Annotated in this window: 18 protein-coding genes and 1 pseudogene; 9 read left to right on the top strand and 10 right to left on the bottom strand. The window is 65.5% G+C overall.

Going from position 1 to position 20,294, the window contains the following annotated elements:
* Nucleotides 1–2: 2 nt before the first annotated feature.
* Entirely contained in the window at nt 3–1,337 is a 1,335-nt protein-coding gene (locus tag ABZW16_RS26520) for a cytochrome P450 (protein ID WP_354958777.1), read from the bottom strand.
* Nucleotides 1,338–1,952: 615 nt separating this feature from the next.
* Here ABZW16_RS26520 and ABZW16_RS26515 point away from each other — a divergent pair.
* The 6 genes and pseudogenes from ABZW16_RS26515 to ABZW16_RS26490 all read left to right on the top strand — a co-directional run.
* On the top strand, nt 1,953–2,855 hold the full coding sequence (locus ABZW16_RS26515) for an SGNH/GDSL hydrolase family protein (RefSeq protein WP_354958755.1): 903 nt from the start codon (nt 1,953–1,955) through the stop codon (nt 2,853–2,855).
* Nucleotides 2,856–3,073: 218 nt separating this feature from the next.
* A complete protein-coding gene (locus ABZW16_RS26510; RefSeq protein ID WP_354958754.1) occupies nt 3,074–3,394 on the top strand; it encodes a hypothetical protein in 321 nt (106 codons plus the stop codon).
* Between the two features lie 384 nt (nt 3,395–3,778).
* The gene (locus tag ABZW16_RS26505) at nt 3,779–4,390 is read left to right on the top strand and encodes a TetR/AcrR family transcriptional regulator (RefSeq protein WP_354958753.1); all 612 of its coding nucleotides are present in this window, start codon (nt 3,779–3,781) and stop codon (nt 4,388–4,390) included.
* A 95-nt stretch (nt 4,391–4,485) separates the two neighbouring features.
* Complete coding sequence (locus tag ABZW16_RS26500; protein ID WP_354958752.1) at nt 4,486–6,939, top strand: glycoside hydrolase family 3 C-terminal domain-containing protein; 2,454 nt, start codon at nt 4,486–4,488, stop codon at nt 6,937–6,939.
* A complete protein-coding gene (locus tag ABZW16_RS26495) occupies nt 6,936–7,856 on the top strand; it encodes an alpha/beta fold hydrolase (RefSeq protein WP_354958751.1) in 921 nt (306 codons plus the stop codon). Before ABZW16_RS26500 ends, ABZW16_RS26495 begins: the two co-directional genes overlap by 4 nt.
* Before the next feature lie 187 nt (nt 7,857–8,043).
* Nucleotides 8,044–8,166, top strand: a pseudogene (locus tag ABZW16_RS26490) (FAD-dependent oxidoreductase); the annotation flags it as partial.
* A gap of 34 nt (nt 8,167–8,200) precedes the next feature.
* Here the strand turns inward: ABZW16_RS26490 and ABZW16_RS26485 are convergent.
* On the bottom strand, nt 8,201–9,184 hold the full coding sequence (locus ABZW16_RS26485; protein ID WP_354958750.1) for a helix-turn-helix domain-containing protein: 984 nt from the start codon (nt 9,182–9,184) through the stop codon (nt 8,201–8,203).
* 105 nt (nt 9,185–9,289) lie between these two features.
* Between ABZW16_RS26485 and ABZW16_RS26480 the strand changes: the two genes are divergently transcribed.
* Nucleotides 9,290–9,733 (top strand): nuclear transport factor 2 family protein, encoded by a 444-nt coding sequence (locus ABZW16_RS26480; RefSeq protein WP_354958749.1) that lies wholly within the window; start codon nt 9,290–9,292, stop codon nt 9,731–9,733.
* Nucleotides 9,734–9,775: 42 nt separating this feature from the next.
* On the opposite strand, the gene ABZW16_RS26475 is transcribed toward ABZW16_RS26480, so the two are convergent.
* Entirely contained in the window at nt 9,776–11,173 is a 1,398-nt protein-coding gene (locus ABZW16_RS26475; RefSeq protein ID WP_354958748.1) for a lipase family protein, read from the bottom strand.
* 300 nt (nt 11,174–11,473) lie between these two features.
* On the opposite strand from ABZW16_RS26475, the gene ABZW16_RS26470 reads away from it, so the two are divergent.
* Together ABZW16_RS26470 and ABZW16_RS26465 are read left to right on the top strand one after the other, a co-directional pair.
* Nucleotides 11,474–12,217 carry a TetR/AcrR family transcriptional regulator gene (locus tag ABZW16_RS26470; RefSeq protein WP_354958747.1) on the top strand — a complete coding sequence of 248 codons (744 nt, stop codon included), beginning with the start codon at nt 11,474–11,476 and terminating at the stop codon, nt 12,215–12,217.
* A 67-nt stretch (nt 12,218–12,284) separates the two neighbouring features.
* Nucleotides 12,285–13,148, top strand: a complete 864-nt coding sequence (locus tag ABZW16_RS26465) for an SAM-dependent methyltransferase (protein ID WP_354958746.1) — start codon at nt 12,285–12,287, stop codon at nt 13,146–13,148.
* Nucleotides 13,149–13,154: 6 nt separating this feature from the next.
* Here ABZW16_RS26465 and ABZW16_RS26460 read toward each other — a convergent pair whose 3' ends face one another.
* From ABZW16_RS26460 to ABZW16_RS26430, 7 genes are all read right to left on the bottom strand, one after another.
* Nucleotides 13,155–13,850, bottom strand: a complete 696-nt coding sequence (locus tag ABZW16_RS26460; protein WP_354958776.1) for a haloacid dehalogenase type II — start codon at nt 13,848–13,850, stop codon at nt 13,155–13,157.
* A 42-nt stretch (nt 13,851–13,892) separates the two neighbouring features.
* A complete protein-coding gene (locus tag ABZW16_RS26455) occupies nt 13,893–14,531 on the bottom strand; it encodes a class I SAM-dependent methyltransferase (protein WP_354958745.1) in 639 nt (212 codons plus the stop codon).
* 739 nt (nt 14,532–15,270) lie between these two features.
* Nucleotides 15,271–15,735, bottom strand: coding sequence for an Rv3235 family protein (locus ABZW16_RS26450; protein WP_354958744.1), 465 nt, complete (start codon nt 15,733–15,735; stop codon nt 15,271–15,273).
* Between the two features lie 246 nt (nt 15,736–15,981).
* Nucleotides 15,982–16,767, bottom strand: a complete 786-nt coding sequence (locus tag ABZW16_RS26445) for a maleylpyruvate isomerase N-terminal domain-containing protein (protein ID WP_354958743.1) — start codon at nt 16,765–16,767, stop codon at nt 15,982–15,984.
* A gap of 62 nt (nt 16,768–16,829) precedes the next feature.
* Nucleotides 16,830–18,026, bottom strand: coding sequence for an ROK family protein (locus ABZW16_RS26440; RefSeq protein WP_354958742.1), 1,197 nt, complete (start codon nt 18,024–18,026; stop codon nt 16,830–16,832).
* Nucleotides 18,027–18,088: 62 nt separating this feature from the next.
* On the bottom strand, nt 18,089–19,351 hold the full coding sequence (locus ABZW16_RS26435) for an ABC transporter permease (RefSeq protein WP_354958741.1): 1,263 nt from the start codon (nt 19,349–19,351) through the stop codon (nt 18,089–18,091).
* Nucleotides 19,348–20,118, bottom strand: a complete 771-nt coding sequence (locus tag ABZW16_RS26430; protein ID WP_354958740.1) for an ATP-binding cassette domain-containing protein — start codon at nt 20,116–20,118, stop codon at nt 19,348–19,350. Before ABZW16_RS26430 ends, ABZW16_RS26435 begins: the two co-directional genes overlap by 4 nt.
* Between the last annotated feature and the right edge of the window lie 176 nt (nt 20,119–20,294).

Genomic DNA, 20,294 nt, shown 5'->3' with positions numbered 1-20,294 from the left:
AGTCAGGACACGGCGGCGGCGCGCCGGGTCAGGTCGAGATCGAGATCGATGGGGATGACGGCGAAGTGGAAGCGATCCTTCGGCGGCTGCGCTCCCGCGGGCAGGCGCACATCGAAGTTGCGGCAGACCATGGCGGTGACGCTCTTGATCTCCAACATCGCCAACCCACGCCCCGGGCAGAAGCGCGGACCCGAGCCGAATGGCGTGGAGACCTCGGGCCGATGCGTGCCGTGCCCGGTGCGCAGCCAGCGGTCCGGATCGAAGCGCAGCGGCTCCGCGAAGTTCTGCTCCTGCACACTCGCATGCTGCACATTGACGATCACCCAGGTGCCCGCCGGAATGCGCACACCGTCGATGGTGGTGTCCTCGATGGCCTCCAGCCCGACTATGGGTGTGGTCGGGCGCAGCCGCATCGATTCGGCGACGACCGCTTCCAGATATGGCTGCCGGTCCAGCGCGGAGGGTAACTCGGCGACTTCCTCCCGAATACGTTCCTGCACAGCGGGATTGCCCGCCAAGTGGTAGAGCAGCCAGGCCATCGCATTACTGGTGGTGTCCTGACCGGCAATGAGGATGGTGAGCGCCTCGGCGAACAGCTGGTCATCGGTGAAGGCGGTGCTGCTGTCCTGCGCCAGCAGGAATGCCTCGATGAAATTCGTCGGCTTATCCGGCAGATTCGCGCGCGCCCGGCCGATGACGCCGGTCAGGTCGGTGCGCAGTGCGGTGAGTGCGCGCTGCAGCGCCCGGTCGTCGGGGAGCTTGACGTAGCGCCAGTACGGGATGGGGCTGTTGATCCGCCGGTTGATGAGCGGGAAGATCAGCTCCAGATGCCGCTGGATGATATCGCCGGACTGTTCGATGGTGTTGATGTCGTAGTCGAAGGTCAGTTTGGCGGTGACATCCACCGTGTACCGGGTCAGGTCGCCACGAATGTCCGAGGGCGAGCGCCGTTCCCAGCGTCGCTGCAGGCGTCCGGTGATCGTCTCCAGGGTCGGATGGAAGCTGCGCAGGTGGGCGGCATTGAAGGCAGGCATCGCCAGCTTGCGGCGCAGTCGCCACGCCTCACCCTCCAGGGAGAACAGTCCGTTGGATCCCATCTCGTCCATGACCGATTCGATCGCCGACTGCCGCCGGAACCCACCGGGGCGGTCCCGGAAGATCTCGCGATTCAGGTCGGGATCGCTGACGACGACAATGCGCCGCCCCGGCATCTGGAGCTGGTAGAGCGGGCCGAACTCATCGCACCACTGGTCGAACTGACGGTGCAGCAGCGAGGGTCGCATCTGCGGGAGATTTCCCAGCAACGGCCACCGGGCGGGGCCGGGGAGATCGTCCACTGACTTGGCGGGTGAGATCGAGACGGACAACCTGGCGCCTAACGTCGATATGAACGGGTGGAATCTTGGCGGTCCAGAAAAAGGCACGAGAGTTTATTGACGGGACGAGAACAAAGGCGCGCCGAGTTTCTCCGCGAATGCGACGAATGTACGGCAATAACGACAGCCTCCCCGCAGTCGAACATATGGTGCGGCCACATGGACGGCCGTCCAACCATGAATGCCGAGGCGGGCGTCGACTCAGCGCGAACAATGGCGACGGTAGCCAGTTCGAGCGGGCGCTGTCAACCCGATCGATCGGCGTCATCGGACTTTCCGCAGGTAGCGAGCAATTAGTGAGGAACGCAACAGTGCCCCATCCGATCGCATGAATCCGGAACGGTGCGCGTTCACCTCCGGCGTGCCGAAATACCCTATCCCCCAACATTCCTCGAGGCTGCGACGCAACCGGGTCGGCGGTACGAGAAAACCCGACGATGCGAACGTGAAGGTTATTCGCAATTACCGGATGGCGGCTAGACTCTGCCCGCATAGGTCGGATGTATCGACAGGTTCGAGCACCATAGCGAGTTATGCGCCTGAATTCGTCCGGTCATGGGTTCACAAGGAGACACAATGCAAGTTTTCGGCAGCTGGAAGCACCTGACGGGAAAGGCGAGACCAGCGGTCATCGCATCGGCGGTGGCGCTCTCGGCGAGCGCCGCAATCACCGGGCAAGCCATTGCCGAACCGACGGCGGGCAGCCACTATGTCGCGTTGGGAGATTCCTTCGCCGCGGGCGCCGGGGTGTTTCCGCAGGCCGAACTCACCACGTGTTCGCGTTCCGCGGTCAACTATCCGGCACTGGTCGCGAAGCAGCTCGGTGTCGAGACCTTCAAGGACGTCACCTGCGGCGGGGCCACCTTGGACGACCTCACGAGTGCACAACGCGGCGTGGTCTCCGGCACCGCGGCGCCGCAGTTCGATGCGCTCACCCCCGACACCACATTGGTCACCATGACCATGGGCGGCAATGACATCGGCTTGGCCAGCCAGGCGCTGCGGTGCGGCAATCTACTGCCGGAGCCCAATGGCACCTCATGTGCGGACGCCTTTACCGCGGACGGCGTCGACATCTTCGCAGAACGTACCGCAGCCCTGGCGTCGGTGTACGGCGCCGCGATCGACGAAATCCACTCGCGCGCACCGAAAGCCACCATCGTGATCGTCGGATACCCGAGCGCCTCGCGCGCTGGCGCCTGCCCGGAGCAACAGCCCGCCTGGCCGCGCGATGCCGATTACCTGCAGGGCGTGCTGGTCAACCTCAACGCACTGCTGCGCGATGTCTCCGCCGCGCACGGCGCGATCTTCGTCGATACCGCCACCTCCAGCATCGGACACGATATGTGCGCCGCACCCGACCAGCAGTGGATCAACGGGCTGATCCCCTCGCTGTCGACCCCCTCCTTTGTCCCCCTGCACCCCAACACCTTCGGTGAGCAGAACATCGCACGACAGGTGGTCGCCGCGCTGCGGTGACGTAACGGAGCCGGGCAGGTTTACCGTGCCCCTCAGCTTCAGTCGACCGAGGGGCTTCCTGTTGCCCGGGGCATAGCAGCTCGAATGCGCCCCGTCGTGCTGACTGCCCGCAGTTCACCGCGGCGCACGAGGCGATCCAGACGGACCGGTGTGCCGGTCCGGACTATCCACTTCTATTGCGATGCAGGGCTTTTGGAGCTTGTAACGGGCGGAGCCCGGTGCTCGATTCAGTCACCGAGGTCATATCCGTGACCAAATCTTTATTCAACAAGAACAGGTTTGAGATGATTCGAGTCAATCGCCACATCGTCGCGGGTGCCCTGCTGGCCGGTGCGGTGCTGATGTCCGTCGCTCCCGCGCAGGCTCAGGCCCCGCTCGAGCTCACGCAGGCTCAGGCCCCGCTCGAGCTCGAGCCGGCACAGGCCCCGGTCGAGCCCCAGGCGATCGGCAACAGCGGGATTGCCAGCGGTTCGGCCGATCCCAACTGGTTCTGCGGCACGATCTGGCGTACCTGTTGGACGCCTACCGGGAGGTCGTGACCTGGTTGGACGACAACACCCCACCGACGGGGCTTGGATGCGGCTGGTCTACCCGGACGAGCGACCGCGAGACCGTCGATCGCGCCGCGCGCGGCGCTCCGGCCGATCCGGTGATCGCCCGGCGCATTCCGAATTGACGATCGTGTCAACCCGTCAGATAGTGCAGGAATTTATGCACAGCGGGCGCTACCGCCGGCTCGACCACTTGCCGCCCGACAACGCCGGTTCCGCCTACCACCAAGAACATGTCACACTCACTTCTATCACTGCTCCAATATCTATCGATGCTAGAGCGTTGATAGCCATACAGCCTCGCCGAATCCGCCTCCGTCAATAGCGGTTCGTTACGCTCCGAACAATGAACGCAGCAGCAGAGCACGCCGCATGAACCGGGCCGAGGGACGCCCGCCGAGCCGGGCCGGGCACGAGGATCGGCGCCGGGCCATCCTCGAGGCGGCCCTCGAGGTCTTCGCCGAACGCGGCTACCAGGGCGCGACCATCGCAATCGTCGCGGAACGGGTCGGACTCAGCCAGCAGGGCGTGCTGCACTACTTCCCCAATAAGCAGACCCTGCTGGCGAATGTGCTCGCACTGCGCGATCAGAACGACCTCGACGTCTTGCTGGCCACCGCCCAGGGCAGTGCCACAACCCTCGACTTCCTTGCCGAGCTGGTGGAACGCAATGCCGAGCGCCCGGGCATCGTGCAGTCGTTCACCGTGCTCGCGGCCGAGAGCGTCACCCAGGACCATCCGGCACGCGAGTACTTCGTCGATCGATACGCACAGGCCCGGACGATGCTGACCGCCATGCTGGAGCGCGACCTCGGCGGCGAGCCACCGCGCGGCGTCTCCCATCGGGACGCCGCGACGCTGCTGATAGCGGTCCTCGACGGATTGCAGCAGCAGTGGCTGCTGTCTCCGGATGAGGTCGATATGCCCGCCCTGCTGCGCAAATTTCTGCGACTGATCCGGCCGATCACCGATACGACCGATTGATAACGTATCGATAACATTACCTACCAACTATTAGGTGTTTCGACCATACTTCGAGGTGGAGGCCCGCGCGTCCGACCGACAAGGGAGTCGCATCCATGGCGAATCATCAGGCCGACCGCGAGGCAGCGGTCGAAAAGGCGTTGGCCGCACTGGATCTCGATGCCCGTTGCCGTCTGCTCGCCGGACAGGACATGTGGACCCTGCCCGCGATTCCCGAAATCGGACTCGGCTCGCTGGTGATGTCCGACGGTCCGATCGGCGTGCGCGGCGTGCACTGGAGTCCAGAGGATACCTCGATCGCCCTGCCGAGCCCGACGGCGCTCGCCGCCACCTGGGATCCCGCCCTGGCGCGACGGGCCGGGCAGTTGCTCGCCCAGGAGGCGCGGCGCAAGGGCGTGCACATGCTGCTCGCACCGACGCTCAACCTGCACCGAAGCCCGCTGGGCGGCAGGCACTTCGAGTGCTATTCGGAGGATCCGCTACTGACCGGGGCGATCGGCGCGGCCTATGTCGGCGGAGTGCAGGACGGCGGCGTCGCGGCGACGCCGAAGCATTTCGTGGCCAATGACTCCGAGACCGACCGATTCACCGTCGACGTGCGGGTATCGCAGCGCGCATTGCACGAGCTGTATCTCGCACCGTTCGCGGCCGTGGTCGAACAGGCCGGGCCGTGGGCGTTGATGGCGGCGTACAACAGCGTCAATGGCACCACGATGACCGAGCACAGCGCGCTGCAGAACGACATCCTGCGTGCGCGTTGGGGATTCGACGGGGCCATCGTCTCGGATTGGACGGCGGCGCGCGATACCGTCGGCGCGGCCAGCGGTGGGCTCGATATCGCGATGCCCGGGCCGCGGAGCGTCTTCGGCTCGGCACTGGCCGAAGCTGTGCGCGCAGGGCGGGTTCCGGAGGTGACGGTCGAGCAGATGGCGCGGCATATGCTTCGACTCGCCGCCCGGGTCGGGGTGTTGGCCGACGCGCCGCCAGCGGTAGCTGAAGACGCACTTCCCGCTCCGGTCAATGGCGAAGCGCTCGCGCACGAGATCGCCCAACGCTCGATCGTGCTGCTGCGCAACGAGAACGATGCACTGCCGCTCGGGCAGGTCCGGCGCATCGCGGTGATCGGCCAGGCAGCCGACCAGGCCAGGGCGCTCGGCGGAGGCAGCGCCCAGGTTTTCCCGCCGCACACGGTATCCCCGCTCGCGGGATTGCGGGCATTGCTCGATGAGCAGACCGAAGTGAGCTATGTCGTCGGTGCGGATCCCCGGGTCAAGATTCCGCCCGCCAAGGCGGGTTTCGACCTGCGAGTCCGGCTGTTCGGCGCCGATGGAAACCCGCTCGGCGAGCATCCGCTGCCGGAGGGCAACGTCGAATGGATCGGCGAATTCCCGGACGGGATCGCGGTCGGTGAACTCCACAGTGTCGTTGTCACCGGCACCTTCACACCGCGGGTTGGCGGAACCCATACTTTGGCAATTGCTGGCATCGGACCGTTCCGGCTCACGGTCGGCGATAAGACCTATTTCGATGAGGCCATCGTCCCCAACGGTGATCCGGTGGCCGCATTTCTCGCCCCGCCCGAAGTGCTCATCGAGGTCGAACTCGCTGCGGCACAGCCAGTTTCGGTGAGTCTGCGACATACGGTGACGACACTGGCCGAGTTGCCCATTGCCTTCGAGAAGTTCGCGCTGGGCCATCAGGAACCGAATATCGATCCGGATGCGCTCATCGAGGAGGCGGTCGCCGCGGCGGCGTCGGCCGATATTGCCGTGGTGGTCGTCGCGACCACCCCGGAGGTCGAGAGCGAAAGCTTCGACCGCACATCGCTTTCGCTGCCCGGCCGACAGGATGACCTCGTCACACGCGTCATCGCGGCCAACCCGCGCACCGTGGTGGTGGTCAATACCGGCTCCCCCGTGCAGATGCCGTGGGCCCAGGATGCCGCGGCGATTCTGCTCACCTGGTTTCCGGGACAGGAGGGCGGTGCCGCACTCGCCGACGTACTGATGGGCCGGGCCGAACCCAGCGGGCGACTGCCCACCACTTGGCCCGCCTACCAGGATGATTCGCCGGTTCTGAATGTCACGCCCACCGACGGTGTCCTCGCCTACGAGGAGGACATCTACATCGGATACCGTGCCTGGCAACGACTGTCGATCGCACCACGGTTCTGGTTCGGACACGGGCTCGGCTACACCACCTGGGAATACGAGGCAGCCGCCTTCACCCCCGCGACCGGCGATATTATCGGCACGCTGGCCGTTCGGGTTCGCAATACCGGTGATCGCCCCGGCCGCGAGACGATCCAGACCTATATCGCCCATGCCTCCCAGCCGGACCGGCGATTGGCCGCCTTTGCGGTCGTCGAAGCCGAGCCCGGCGAGACGGCCGAGGCGTCGATCCCCATCCCCCGCCGCGCCGCCGAATTCTGGGACGAGACAGCGGAAGACTGGGTGCTACCCACCACCGCCTACCACCTGCTGACCGGTCGATCGGTCGCTGATATTCGCCTGACCACCGCCATTCAGCTCGAAGGACCACACGCATGAGACTGCGCCGAATCGCTCTCGGCCTCACTGCTTTCGCCCTATGCACTGCGGGGACATCGGTGGCCGCCGCCGAGCCGGGGCCATATCCGACGGCCACCTGGCAGCAGGTGCAGGATGCGGAGGCCCGATGGGCCCAGGAGGGCAAGGTCGAAGCGCCGACACCGCCGGGAGTCAATCGATACGACTGCACCTCCACCGTGCCCGGCGCGGTTCCCGTTGTCCTGCTCCATGGTTTCGCGGGCGACGAGTACCGGGCCTGGGGCTATCTCGGACCGGCCTTGGCCAATGCGGGGCTGTGTGTCTACTCGTTCTCCTACGGCGGCAGCAATGCCATGCAGGGCGGTGGCAATGGTCCACTCGCCGATTCGGCGGTCGAGATCGAGCAAAAGCTCACCGCACTGACCACCCGGCTCGGCGTCGCGAAGGTCGACCTGATCGGTCACTCCGAGGGCGGCATCATGGCGCAGTACCTGGTGAAGACCCATCCGGAGCTGGCCCGCGGCGTCCGCTCGGTGACCACAATCTCCTCGCCCACGCGCGGTGCGCTCGGCGACCTCGGCGCAACCCTGCTGAATGCCGCAGGCGTGCGCGACGAACTCCCGGTACCGCCCGCCGTGAAGGACCTACTCGCCGGGTCTGCCTTCCTGAACGAGCTGAACTCCGGACCGATCACCGTGCCCGGTATCGCCTACACGACGATCAGCAGCCGGTTCGATCCGATCGCAGCCTTCGCCCAGAACCTGGCCCCGATTCCAGAACCCAGCGTCGACAACTACGTCCTCCAAAACGTCTGTCCCAGCAGTAAAGCCGGACACAACGGCACAGTCTTCTCCCCCACCACCGCCACACTCATCCTAAATGCACTCGATCCCACCACAGTGCGACCGATCCCATGCCAGGACGACTCAACCAGCTAGCCCCCATCCCCGCACCACCCCCTCCGACTCCTCGCCGAGCGTAGTCATAGGGCGGTCGATACGGCCTGGGCGACCGCCATTCGACTACCTTCGACCGCCCGCTGGACGCGGCGGTGGCATTTGTGCCTCGATGCGATGCTGAGCGGCATGTCGGCGAGGGACTGCGTCGGGAGCCGGCCGTGCGGTCGAATGGCTCGCCGATTCCGGTATCGAGCTCGCCGAGCGCGCGGCCGGTGGCGGCGTGCTCGCCGACGAGGTGGGCCGCACCTCGGTCGATGGGGTGTTGGCGGTCGGCGATGTGGCCGCCTGGTGACACGAGACCGGGCTGCGCAAGCGCTGGACGTTCACCGGATCGCCTGTGCGCCAACAGCATCGAAACCGATGTCACTCAGATCGGCAGCGGCCGAGGCAGTCTGCGTCGGGAACAGATGGGCCAGGCCGAACTGCCCGAGCCCGGCGACCGGCGTGCCGTAGGTGGTGACGAGATCGTGCAGGACATCGGGTCGGTCCGCCATGAGGCCGCGCACAGCGGCCTCGAACGGATCCCACGGATCGCCCGCGAGCAGCCGCTGCACCTGGCCCACCAGGTGTATCAGCCCTTCGATACGCGGTAGATGCACGACGAGCCGGGCGGCATCCGTTGTGGCCGTGCTGATTTCGATCACGCCCGGATCACCGTCCAGCGTGACCGTTCGCCGATAGTGGGTGGCCGTGGCGCTCTCGATGCCACCGATCGCGCCGCGGGCCAGCTGCGCCAACCGCTGACCGATATCCGTGCCCTCGATCAACGGGACTCGAAGCGCGAGTCCGCCGTCCGCGATAAGACGATCCGCGCGTCGCCGCCGCTTGCGCAACTCGACCGGGGTTGTCCGAAAGGTCGTGACCATCACGCGGTTGAACTGGCGCAGACTTCCGAATCCGGCGGCGAAGGCGATATCGGTGACCGACAGATCGGTATCGTCCAATAGCCGCCGGGCGAAATGCGCACGCCGCGAACGGGCCAGCTGATCCGGTGTCGCACCGACCTGCTCATGGAACATTCGGCGCAGCTGACGTTCCGAAACCGCCAGCCGCGCGGCGAGTTCGGCCTCATTGCCATCGTCCAGCGCTCCGTCGGCGATGAGATCAACAGCGCGGCAGACCAATTCGGATCCGTGCGCAATCCGTCGATCACTCCGATACGGGCGGCAGCGATGGCAGGCTCGAAAGCCCGCCGCCTCGGCCCCCGCCGCGGAGGTGAACGTGACAACATTCTCCGATCGCGGACGTCCAGGGCAGGGCGGCAGACAATAGATGCCGGTCGTGATGACGCCCTGGAACGATCCCATTACCTGAGTCTGCGCGCCGCCACCGACAGCGACCAGCCATATCCGGACACAGATCCGTCCGGATATGGCGCGATCGGCAACCGCGGCCCACCCAGGATTGGCCGCATGGACGCACCGACGAGCAAAGATCTGGTCATCCGAGCCTGGCGCGCATTCGCGACGCAGGATCCGGCCCGCATTGCCGAGGTTTTCACCCCGGACGCCGAATGGCTCGCACCACCGCACAACGCCACCGCCCGTACCCTCGACGGCACCCACCACCTCGTCGGCAGGGATCGCATCGTGCGCTTCCTCGCCACCGAGTTTCCGACCGTATTCGTGGCCGACCGAAGCGTCGAATTCACCGCCATCACCGCCGAGGGCACGACAGTCGTCGTCGAAGAGCGGATGCGGGCGACGCTGATGAACGGCAATCACTACGACAACGACTACTGCTTCATCTTCGAACTGCGCGATGGCCTGATCCACCGCGTGCGCGAGTACATGGACACCCGTCGCGCCGAAGAAATGTTCACCGCGGCCACCCTCGACACCACCGGCCAGATCTAGTTCACCTCCGGTCCGGATCGCCCGATCCGGACCGGAGGCAGCTCACTTGACGCCGATCGGCTTACCGAAGAACGAGGCGAACGTCTCGCCGAAGGTCGACTTCAACAACTCCAGGCCATTGGGGTCCAAGGCCAGCCAGCCGACCTCGGTGGTGCTGCAACCCTGTTGCGCCGGAACACCATTGAGCCGATCGCGCAGCCAGAGCATGGCGGGTGCGGTGCCCGACACCTCGGTGACCGCATGCTCGGCGAAGTGTTCCCGGATGTATTGCACACTCGCAGAAGGGTTTTGACAGTAGGTGTTGACCAGGGCATTGACCTGGCCGACCGGAATGATCTCATCCGGATTGCCCTGCCATATGTACATCGGCATATCGGGCACCGATTTACCCATTCGGGTCTTGTCGAGCACATCGACGACCGCCGGGTGCTGAATCGGATCCCCCGGTACCCGAATCATGCCCTTAAGGTTCAGGAATGGCAGTAGCGGAGTCACATACTGCACGCACAGCCCGCCCTGGACGGTCGACAGCGCCCGGCCGAGCAGATCAATATTGGCGTCGATGAATCGGGCGAAGTCCGGATACTCGCGGGTGAGTCCGTTGACGGCGGCCAGGATCAGCCCGGAGGTGAGCTGATTGTTGGCGGCATTCAGCGTCACGCCCAGATCCGCGGGCACACCGCCCTCGGCCGCGCCGACGATATTGAGTTCGGGTGCGTAGCTCTGCTTCAGCTCGGCCGCATGACCGGTGGCAATGGCACCTCCGGAGTATCCGTAGATACCGATCCGGGTATCCGGCGCGAGGCGCATCTGCTCGAGGTTGCGCGCGGCGCGGATGCCGTCGAGGGTGATCCGCCCGGCCAGCGGTCCGGCCGCATAGGCGTTATTCGGCCCCTCATGATCGGGTATGACGACCGCCCAGCCCTGTTGCACCGCACCCTGGGCAATAACCCACTCCGCGGGCGCGACAATCTGCCCGACGAACGGACTGACCGAAAACTGTTGCAGCGCATAGGAAGGCGCACAGTACCCGGCCAGCGAGTCCTCGGCGATCTGCATCGAGACGAGCTTGTCCGGGGCCGAGCCGCGCGGCTTCGCCACCGTCGCGACGGCCGCGATCGGCTCGTCCCGACTGTTGTTCGAGCGGTAGGAGACCTGCCAGGCATCGACATTCACCGGAATCAGCCCGAAATTGGCGAGATTCACCTGCCGCGCCGCGATGATCTCGCCCGGCGCCTTGCTCGCCACCAGCTCCGCGGGCGGCTGATAGAAGCCTGGATCGAATTCGGGCGGCAGTGGAACCGGTGCCGCGGGTTGCACCGCGACCGGATCTTCCGATGGTTCGGCAACCGTCACCGCGGTCGTCGCGAACAGTGCGATGGCCGTGATCCCGGCCGAGAACATGATTCGGCGGGCACGACCCGCCAGCGGATTGATCAACTTTCAGCCCCTTCGCTACTGTGAGACCACCCCGTCTCACATAGGCGGGACTATCGCACAGACGTGATGTAGGTCGCAACAAGCTGTCTGATGCGGCCCCGATCACGTGCCGAAAAGTCCGGCGATTTCACGACTCGCCGTGCCGAGCGGCGTCATATGCCGTAGCTTTTTCGATCAATGCCGAACCGGACAGTTGGTGCCGGACAGCTTGCAGGGAAGCACCGAGGAATATGCAAGGTCGGAATGAACCGGTCTCGACGGTTCTGTACTACATCTTCATGCTCTTCTACAGCGCGCAGGATGCGCTGGGCGGAGCCGTCACTATGGGCTGACCGCACACCCGTCGAATCCGCCGTAGCGTCGGCACATCGGGCCGGGCAGGCCGAATACCCGCTCGGCTACCGTGGTGCGGTGACCATCGTGGACAGGCAGTACGGCGGCCGCGCAGTGAGTGAGCGGAAGGCCGAGCGACGGCAGCGGTTCCTGGACGCCGCCATCCGGACCTTCGCCGAGCGCGGCTATGCGAACTGCTCGCTGGCCGATGTGTGCACCGCGGCCGGACTGTCCAAGCGACAGTTCTACGAGGAGTTCCAGACCAGGGAGGACGTGCTCATCGCGTCCTACGACTACATCCAGGACCAGTCCGCGGCCGTCGTCGGACAAGCCGTCGCGGCACTGGGGCCGGGCACGGATATCGCGGATGGGCTGACCGCGGTGTTGACCGCGTTCATCGGTTCCATCAGCTCCGACCCGTACCGGGCCAAGGTCGCCTTCGTCGAGGTGGTCGGTGTCAGCGAACGCATGGAACACCATCGTCGCGAGCGCCGCCATGCCTGGGCGGCGGCCATCGAGGCCCTGCTCATCACGATCGCGGGTCCGGATATCCGCGTCCGCGGCGGAATCACCTGGGCGGCAAGCGCACTCATCGGCGCGATCAACGGTGTCGCGCACGAATGGATTCTCGCGGATCCGCGCCCGCCGATCACCCAGCTGGTCGAGGTGCTGGCCCCCATCGCCACCTCGCTGATCATCACTGAGACCTAGCTCATAGCGCGCCATCAGCGAGACATAGCTCATAGCGCGACACCCCGAACAGACGTAGGTTCTGCCTATGCAGCTCGGTCAACCCAGTCGCACCGCACTCGCCACCGCTTACGCTCGCGCCTACCACCAGATCGCAAGCGAGCCGCGAATCTTCACCGATCCACTGGCCATCCGCATCGCGGATGTCACCCCCGACCAACTGTCCGCCCTCGATGCCGCGAGCATGGTGGAGGGCGACACCGATGGCGAAATGCGCCGCCGACGCCGCATGTTCCTGGCCGCCCGCGCCCGCTTCGCCGAGCAGACCATTGCCGACGCCGTGGCGGCGGGCACCCGGCAGGTGGTGATCCTCGGGGCCGGTCTGGATACCTTCGCCTATCGCAATCCCCACCCGGACGTGCGGGTATTCGAGGTCGACCATCCCGATACCCAGGCTTGGAAGCGACAGCGGCTCGAGACCGCGGGCATCGAGATCCCGGCGTCGCTGACCTTCGCCCCGGTCGACTTCGAAAGCCAAACGCTCGCAGCGGGATTGGCCGCCGCGAACTTCGACCGCGATCGACCGGCCGTATTCATCTGGCTCGGCGTCGTCGTGTATCTGACCCGGGAGGCGATCCTGGACACCCTGCGCTTCGTCGCGGGCCAGGCAACGCCGGTGCAGTTGGTATTCGACTATCTCTATCCCGCTTCGGCTTCCACGCCCGAGGATGCGGCGCAGCGTGCGGTGCGGGCCGAGCGGTGGGCCGCCGTCGGTGAGCCGTGGCTGAGCTTCTTCACCGCCGAGGAGATCGAAGATCTGCTGCGGGAGATGGGATTCGACCAGGTCGACGACTACGACGCGCCGAAACTTATCGCTGGGTACCTGGGCATTCCCCCGCAACCGTCGTCCACCGTTCCGTTACACATGCTGCGTGCCACTCGAACCGCGTAGGCCGGGTCAGCAGCCGAGCTGGTCGGCGAGATCGAGGAAGTCGCTGGCGTTGATGTCGAAATCGTCGTCATAGGAGACGTCCACATCGCCATCGGCGCCGAACTCGAGCGGTCGGGCGACGAAGGCCGTCCGGAAGCCCAGTGCGCCCGCGGCCCGAATGTCGTACTTGTGACTGGCGACCATCATGATCTCGGTCGGTTCCAGCCCCAGAAACCGTGCGGCCATGCGATATACCGTGGGGTCGGGCTTGAACGCGCCCGCCATCTCCGCGGTGAACACCGCATCCCACGGCAGCGCGGCCCGCTTCGAAATGTTCACCACGGCCGCGACATCCGCGTTCGACAGTGTCGCGATCGTGAATTTGCTTGCGAGCCTGGTCAATCCGGCATTGACATCGGGCCACGGTTCGAGGCGCTGCCAGGCAAGGGTGAGATCAGCGCGTTGCTCGGGCGATAGGTCGATGTCGTAATCACCCAGTAGGCCGTCCAGTGCCGTGGCATAGACCGAATGCACAGTGACCCAGTTGTCCCGGTCGGGCTCGGCCTTGTGCAGTGCGGCGAAGTACTCGGCACGCCAATGGTCGACGAAACCGGCCCAATCGATATCCCGGTAGCGCTCGCCGCCGATGCGGCGCGCTTCCGCACTGACTGTCGAATGGAAGTCCGTCGCCGTCCCTTGTACATCGAAGAGCAATGCCCGCAGCACGTCCGCACCTTTCCGCCTGAATGCGATTCGACCTTAGCGTCAATGCCGCTGGACCAGCAGGTAGCTGCGCTGACTCGAATGTTCGGTGCCCGGATGCGGGGCACGGTCGAGGCGTGCCGCCGGGATCAGACCGGCCGCGGTCAGGGCCTCGGATTCCGCGGACGGGTCGAGGTAGCGGAAGGTGAGATCGACCTCATGGCCCCACCAGTCGGTGAGTATCTTGGCGCCACCGACCGGAATATCCGCATCGCTGGTGTGAAATGCGATGAGCGCGTGACCACCAGGGCGCAATACCCGGCCGAACTCCGCGTAGGCCGCGGCGCGCTGGTACTCGTCCAGGTGGATAACCGCATACAGACAGACCAATCCCGCCAGCGATTGCGACCGCACCGGCAGCGCGGTCATATCGGCCGCACAGACCGGCACCGAGGTGGTTCGCCGCGCGGCCGCGCACATCGCGGGCGAGAGATCCATCCCGATCGCCCGCACCCCCTGCGTCGCGAGGTACGCGGCTATATGTGCAGGACCGCAACCGATATCGGCGACCACCCCGTCGCCCACGAGTTCCGCGAAGACAGCCAACAGACCCCGATCCAACGGCTTATGCCGCAACTCGTCCACGAGCTCATCGGCATACTGGTCGGCAACCTTGTCATAGCTGTGTCGGATACCGATCATCGACTCAGCGTAGTTCGGCGCCGAACCCCGCGCCCGCCACCGGCCTCACCGTCCGCATCGCCTGCAAAGGCGTCGAATGAGACATGACCTAATGCTGATCATGTATCTTGTTGGTTCGGGTTTGTCGGGGTGGGTTCTGCCGAAGGTGTTGATTGCACGTCCTGCGTTGGATGTGTTGGAGGAGAACCAGATTCGTAAGCCGACCGCAACCCTGCATGCGCCTGGGGATTGGATCCGGCGGGTACGCAAGAGCGCTCGTTCCTGAGACTCACCCTTTTCGACGACCCGAACCGGATTTCGGGCCGTCTCTGAAATCACCGATTCGGTGTCAGCGGCAACGACTGCGCGGGCCCAGGCGCACGCGTGGCGGCTTTGGCCACGGCCGCGTTGCCCACCTGGTCATGTCCCGCCAGTAGCCTGTGGCCGGGGCATCAACCAGCTCAAACGGCATCGGGCCGTCGCCACCGGATACGACAAGCTTGGCGTCCGCTACCTGGCCACCATCCACATCGTCGCCATCAACCAATGGCTACGCCATGAGTGAGGGCGGGCTGAACGGCCCACCTCACCACACCTCGACACAGATCTTCGTCCAACCTGAGAGTCCAGGTTGCGGGAGTGCTCACCTGCCGGTCGGCTACCACCAGGAGTGTGCCGGATGGGCTCACTCCCAGAACTGATTAGGTTGCCCCCGGCGACCAGCGAAACCCGGGGGCACGCCCGAAGTCTGCTCTCGGATTCACCGCACCCTGAATACGGTCAGTCGCCAGCCGGTCGAGCGGGTGCGCGCTATGCGGGCGGCAATGGCGAAGTGTCGGCGGCCGCGGTCGTAGGCGGCGAAGACCTCGGCGGTCGAGTCGTCGACCATCATCAGGTTCGCCCGGTACAGCACCGCGGTGCCCAGGGTGCGGCCGGGTGCCAGGTCGGCCCGGACCAAGGTTCGCACGGCGGCGACCACCGCGGGTGTGGCCATGCTGGTGAGCTGGGCGACCGGCCGTCGGTGGTCCAGGATCTCGAGCGCCAGCCGCAGCGCCCGTTCGACGAATTGCTGTGCCGCCGAATCGATTTCGATAGCTGGTAGCGGCGCGCAATGCCCGCCGCTGAGCGCGCGCCGCAGCCCCCGCGGGCCGGACCGGCCGGACTGATCATGCCGCGGGATCGGCGTGCGGCATGGTGCCGCGCGCGGCGGATGTTCGGGTTCCACACGCCCACCCGGCCGGTACGGCAACAGCGGCGGCTCCGTCCTCGGCGCATACGAAAGCCCCGACGGATGTCTCTCCACCCAGCACCCCCAATGAGTTCGAACCACAACCCCCGAGCTCGGACCGCGACAGCATGCCACGGATATCCCCGCAGGTAAACCACCCAAGCGACCGTTCTGGCATCGACAAGCGTCACTCGAACAAGATCAGGTAGCGAAGGGATCCCGATACCCCGGCGCGCGGCGAGTTCAGACCAAGTCGATCGAGTCGAGGAAGCGTTCGGCGAGTTCCGCGTCACCGGTGACGGCCACACCGTGGGATCGCCAGGGCGTTCGAGTTGTCCCCCAGGAAGGGAAATCGATTGCTGCACTGGTGATTTGCGCAGCCATCCCGGCATCGGAACCGACCACCGCACGCAACCGTCCGTGCCCGATCGGTTCGAGTCGCCAGGTGCCGCCGCCGGGTCCGGTCAGTGTCAACCCGATCGGGCGGTCGAACCAGATCCGGTCATTCGCCCCGAAGTTGGCCAATAGAGCCAACATCCACTCCAGTATCGAACTCATACGGTCCGGGTCGGTGGCAGGGATGTCTTTGTCGAGTGCGGGGGCGATGTCGTGGCGCAGGTGCGTGTGGAAGTCGAAGGTCAGCAGCGACGGCAGCAAACGCAGCGGGTGTGCACCGAGTTCGCCGATCGGGAGGCGGATCGATCCGAGCGGCCACGGCTGGGTCGCGCGGGCCGCGGTGGCGATCCGCGAACTCCAGGTCGCCAATTCCCCGACCACCCGATCGATCTCCCAGTCGGCGCGTCGGGCGACGAAATCGTCGTTGAGCCGCTCGATATTTCGCGAGCGCATGACCTTGACCACATCCGGGCCGAAGTTCAGGCGGCACTCCGACCCGAGATGCGCGATCACATCGCGCACCCGCCAGCCCGCGGCGCGGCTCGGCGCCACCCATTCCGCTGGCGTGAGCCGGGAACAGAAGTCCAAAACGGCGTCGCGCTCGCGACGGAACGCGGCGATGTGGTCGGTCATCCCCCGATACTGCCAAGTGCCCCATACCACTGTCACGGAGGCCGAATCGGCGCGTTGATCGGTCAACCGCTGGTGATGCGGGTCAGGGTCTGCAAGGGATCGGTCAGGACATCGGCGAAGGCCAGTTCGGCGGCACCGACGAGGGGAGCGTCATCGGCGAGGGCCGAGGTGCGCAGGCGCACCCGCTCGCGAACGGCGAGCAGCCCGTTCACCGCCAGCCTGCTGCGAACCTGGGCCGCGGAGGCGAGGTAGATCTCGCGCAGCACACCACCGAAGACGACCATGGTGGGGTTGAAGATATTGACCAGATTGGCGACGCCATAGCCGAGCCAATCGCCGATCTGGTGCAACGCATCTCGCGCGGTGGCATCCCCGCGGGCGGCGGCCTCCACGATCGCCTCGATCGCAGCACGACCGGTGAGATCGGTGCGTCCGGCGGCCGCGATCAACGCGAGTTCACCCGCCTCGGCCTCCAGACAGCCGTGCGACCCACAGGTGCAGGCCCGCCCGCCCGGATTGACGATCATATGCCCGACCTCGCCGCCGTAGCCGCCTTCACCACCGAGCAGCTTGCCGCCCATAATGATTCCGCCGCCGATGCCGACCTCGCCGTGCAGATAGATCATGTCCGCGATACCGACGCCGACGCCGCGTTCACGCTCGGCGAGCGCGCCGAGATTGGCATTGTTGCCAACGGCGACGCGCAGACCGAGTCGCTCGGACAGCCGCGCGCCGACCGCCACATCGACCCAGCCGATATTCGGCCCGTATCGGACGACGCCGTCCTCCTCGCGCACCATGCCACAGAACGCGACTCCCACACCGACGCAGACGGTCTCGGGTCCGGCCTCGCCGATCATGTTCTCCGCGATGGTGGCCAGCGCGGTGATCACGTCATTCGGATCGAATGTGCCACTGCGACGCGGTGTCTCCCGCCGCGCGAGAATCACCCCGCCCAGCCCGACCCGCGCGACCGCGAGCCGGTCCGCGCCGACATCCAGCGCCAACCCGTAGACCCGTTCCGATTCGGGGCGCACCACCAACGATGGCCGCCCCGCCTTGCCCGTCTGCCCAGGCAGTTCCTCGCTGACCAGACCCGCCGCGGCGAGGTCGGCCGTCAACGCCAGAATGGTGCTGCGATTGAGCCCCATTCGTTCTGCGAGCACCGCCCGCGATACCGGACCGCTCAGGTGGACATGGCGCAGTAGCACGGCAAGGTTTTGCCGCCGGATCTCGTCCGGGGAAGGTGCAGCTCTCATTTGGGCGAACCTCCTCCCGGTCGCTAGCGACTGCTTGCAGGTCGCTCGAAATGGTCAGTCGGTCAACTTCCTGGCAACGCACGTTTGCGCGACAGCGCGTCCACTCCCGCTGCCAACAGCAGCACGAATCCTGTCACAACGAATTTGGTGCCCGCGCTATAGCCCATCAGGCCCATCCCGTTATTGATCACCGCGACCACCGCTGCACCGAGCACCGCGTCCAGCATCCGGCCGCGTCCGCCGAACAGGCTGGTGCCGCCGATCACCGCGGCTCCGACAGCGGTCAGCAACACATCGCTGCCGCCGGTATTCGGGTCGACGGAGTTGGCGCGCGAGGCCGCGATCAAGCCGCCCACCGCGGCCATTGTCGAACACAGCACGAATGCGCTGATCTTGATCCGATCGACCGGAATGCCCGCGCGCCGAGCCGCTTCGGTACTGCCGCCGACGGCGTAGATATGTCTGCCGAACGAGGTCCGGTTGAGCACGAACGTCCAGAGCAGCAGCAGCGCCACGATCAACGGCACCACGATCGGCATACCTTTGAGCGAGCTGATCGCCGGATTGCGGCTGCGCTCGTCATTGAGGACCAGCACCGCCGCGCCCGCGACAATGGCGACCGCCGCGATCCGCAGCGCGATCACCGGCGCCGTCTCGCCGGTCAGCCCGAGTTTGGTGCGCGCCCGCAGTTTTCGGTATTGGATCGCCGCGAATCCCGCCAGCAGCACCGCGTACATGAGCCAGCCGAGCAGCGGCGGCACATTCTTATTCGCGATCGCGACGATCGTCTCATCGCGAATCGAGATATTGCGCCCATTGTCCATGATCTTGAGCGCGACACCCTGCAATGCCAGGAACGCCGCCAAGGTCACCACGAACGACGGGATTCCGATCTTCACCACGACCGTCCCGATGGTCAGCCCGATCACGACGCCGGTGACCAGCGAGACGAGAACCGCCGCATACCAGGGCCATCCCTTGTCGGTGAGCAATACCGCGAGCACCGCCGCACAGACACCGCTGGTGAATCCGGCCGACAGATCGATCTCACCGAGCAGCAGCACGAAGATCAACCCCATGGCGATCACCGCGATGGCCGCGCCCTGGGTGAACAGGTTCGCGAAATTGCCCTGCGTCATGAAGACCGGCCGCGCGATCCAGAAGACCACCGTCAGCACCGCCAGCGCGATAATCGAGGGCAGCGCACCCATATTGCCGCTGCGCACCCGCCCGACATAGGAGTTGACCAGCTCGGTCACCGGCGAGGACGTGGCCTCGAACTTATCCGTAACCACGGCGGCTGGGCCTATTGTTCGCTCGCTCATGCCTTTACTCCATTTCCGAGACCGAGACTTCCACTGCGGCCAGCGGTGATCAGTTCGACGACCTGTGCGTGCGTCACGTCGGAAGTTCGCACCTGGGCCGCCATTCGGCCGAGATAGAGCGCGGCGACCCGATCGGATACCGCGAAGACGTCATTCATATTGTGCGAGATCAACACCACCGCAAGACCTTTGTCGGCGAGTGTGCGCACCAGCTCGAGCACCTGCTGGGTCTGTGCGACGCCGAGCGCGGCGGTCGGTTCGTCGAGGATTACCACCTTGCTGTTCCACAGCACGGCTTTGGCGATCGCAACCGTCTGCCGCTGCCCGCCCGACAGGCTCGACACCTGCTGGCGCACCGATTTCACGGTGCGAACAGATAGGCCAGCCAGAGTCTTTCCGGCCAACTCCTCCATGCCGTACTCGTCGAGCACGATGCCGTGCTTCTTCTCGCGGCCGAGGAACATGTTCTGCACGATGTCGAGGTTGTCGCACAGCGCGAGGTCCTGATAGACGATCTCGATGCCGAGATCGGCCGCGTCCCGCGGGCTGTGCACATGCACCGGCTTGCCCTCGAACAGGAACTCCCCCGCATCGATGGGATGGGTGCCGCCGATGCATTTGATGAGAGTCGACTTGCCAGCGCCGTTATCGCCGACCAGCGCCGTCACCTCACCCGAGTACGCGGAGAAAGCGACATCGTGCAAGACGTGGACGGGGCCGAAACTCTTTTCGATCCCCCGTAATTCGATGACCGGTGTATCGGGCATAGGTACTGCTCCTGACGTGTGGGGCGGCCCCTCCGCGATCCCCTCATACCAACCGCGGAAGGGCACTCGCCCCGTTGACCATGAAAATGTCGGTCGTTGGGGCGCCCCCGGCGCGGACCCGCAAACCACCCACGTAAAAACACACACCCCATAAACGCGCACACAAGCGGGTTTAT

Origin of the sequence: Nocardia sp. NPDC004604 (assembly GCF_040609795.1) — a bacterium.
Taxonomy (GTDB): Bacteria; Actinomycetota; Actinomycetes; order Mycobacteriales; family Mycobacteriaceae; genus Nocardia.
This window is presented reverse-complemented; position numbering and strand designations above follow the sequence as displayed.

What these genes read in the sequence shown, in the direction of transcription:
- ABZW16_RS26515 (WP_354958755.1), top strand. Translation starts at nt 1,953, where the DNA reads ATGCAAGTTTTCGGCAGCTGGAAGCACCTGACGGGAAAGGCGAGACCA.
- ABZW16_RS26505 (WP_354958753.1), top strand. Translation starts at nt 3,779, where the DNA reads ATGAACCGGGCCGAGGGACGCCCGCCGAGCCGGGCCGGGCACGAGGAT.
- ABZW16_RS26500 (WP_354958752.1), top strand. Translation starts at nt 4,486, where the DNA reads ATGGCGAATCATCAGGCCGACCGCGAGGCAGCGGTCGAAAAGGCGTTG.
- ABZW16_RS26495 (WP_354958751.1), top strand. Translation starts at nt 6,936, where the DNA reads ATGAGACTGCGCCGAATCGCTCTCGGCCTCACTGCTTTCGCCCTATGC.
- ABZW16_RS26485 (WP_354958750.1), bottom strand. Translation starts at nt 9,184, where the DNA reads ATGGGATCGTTCCAGGGCGTCATCACGACCGGCATCTATTGTCTGCCG.
- ABZW16_RS26480 (WP_354958749.1), top strand. Translation starts at nt 9,290, where the DNA reads ATGGACGCACCGACGAGCAAAGATCTGGTCATCCGAGCCTGGCGCGCA.
- ABZW16_RS26470 (WP_354958747.1), top strand. Translation starts at nt 11,474, where the DNA reads ATGCGCTGGGCGGAGCCGTCACTATGGGCTGACCGCACACCCGTCGAA.
- ABZW16_RS26465 (WP_354958746.1), top strand. Translation starts at nt 12,285, where the DNA reads ATGCAGCTCGGTCAACCCAGTCGCACCGCACTCGCCACCGCTTACGCT.
- ABZW16_RS26455 (WP_354958745.1), bottom strand. Translation starts at nt 14,531, where the DNA reads ATGATCGGTATCCGACACAGCTATGACAAGGTTGCCGACCAGTATGCC.
- ABZW16_RS26445 (WP_354958743.1), bottom strand. Translation starts at nt 16,767, where the DNA reads ATGACCGACCACATCGCCGCGTTCCGTCGCGAGCGCGACGCCGTTTTG.
- ABZW16_RS26440 (WP_354958742.1), bottom strand. Translation starts at nt 18,026, where the DNA reads ATGAGAGCTGCACCTTCCCCGGACGAGATCCGGCGGCAAAACCTTGCC.
- ABZW16_RS26435 (WP_354958741.1), bottom strand. Translation starts at nt 19,351, where the DNA reads ATGAGCGAGCGAACAATAGGCCCAGCCGCCGTGGTTACGGATAAGTTC.
- ABZW16_RS26430 (WP_354958740.1), bottom strand. Translation starts at nt 20,118, where the DNA reads ATGCCCGATACACCGGTCATCGAATTACGGGGGATCGAAAAGAGTTTC.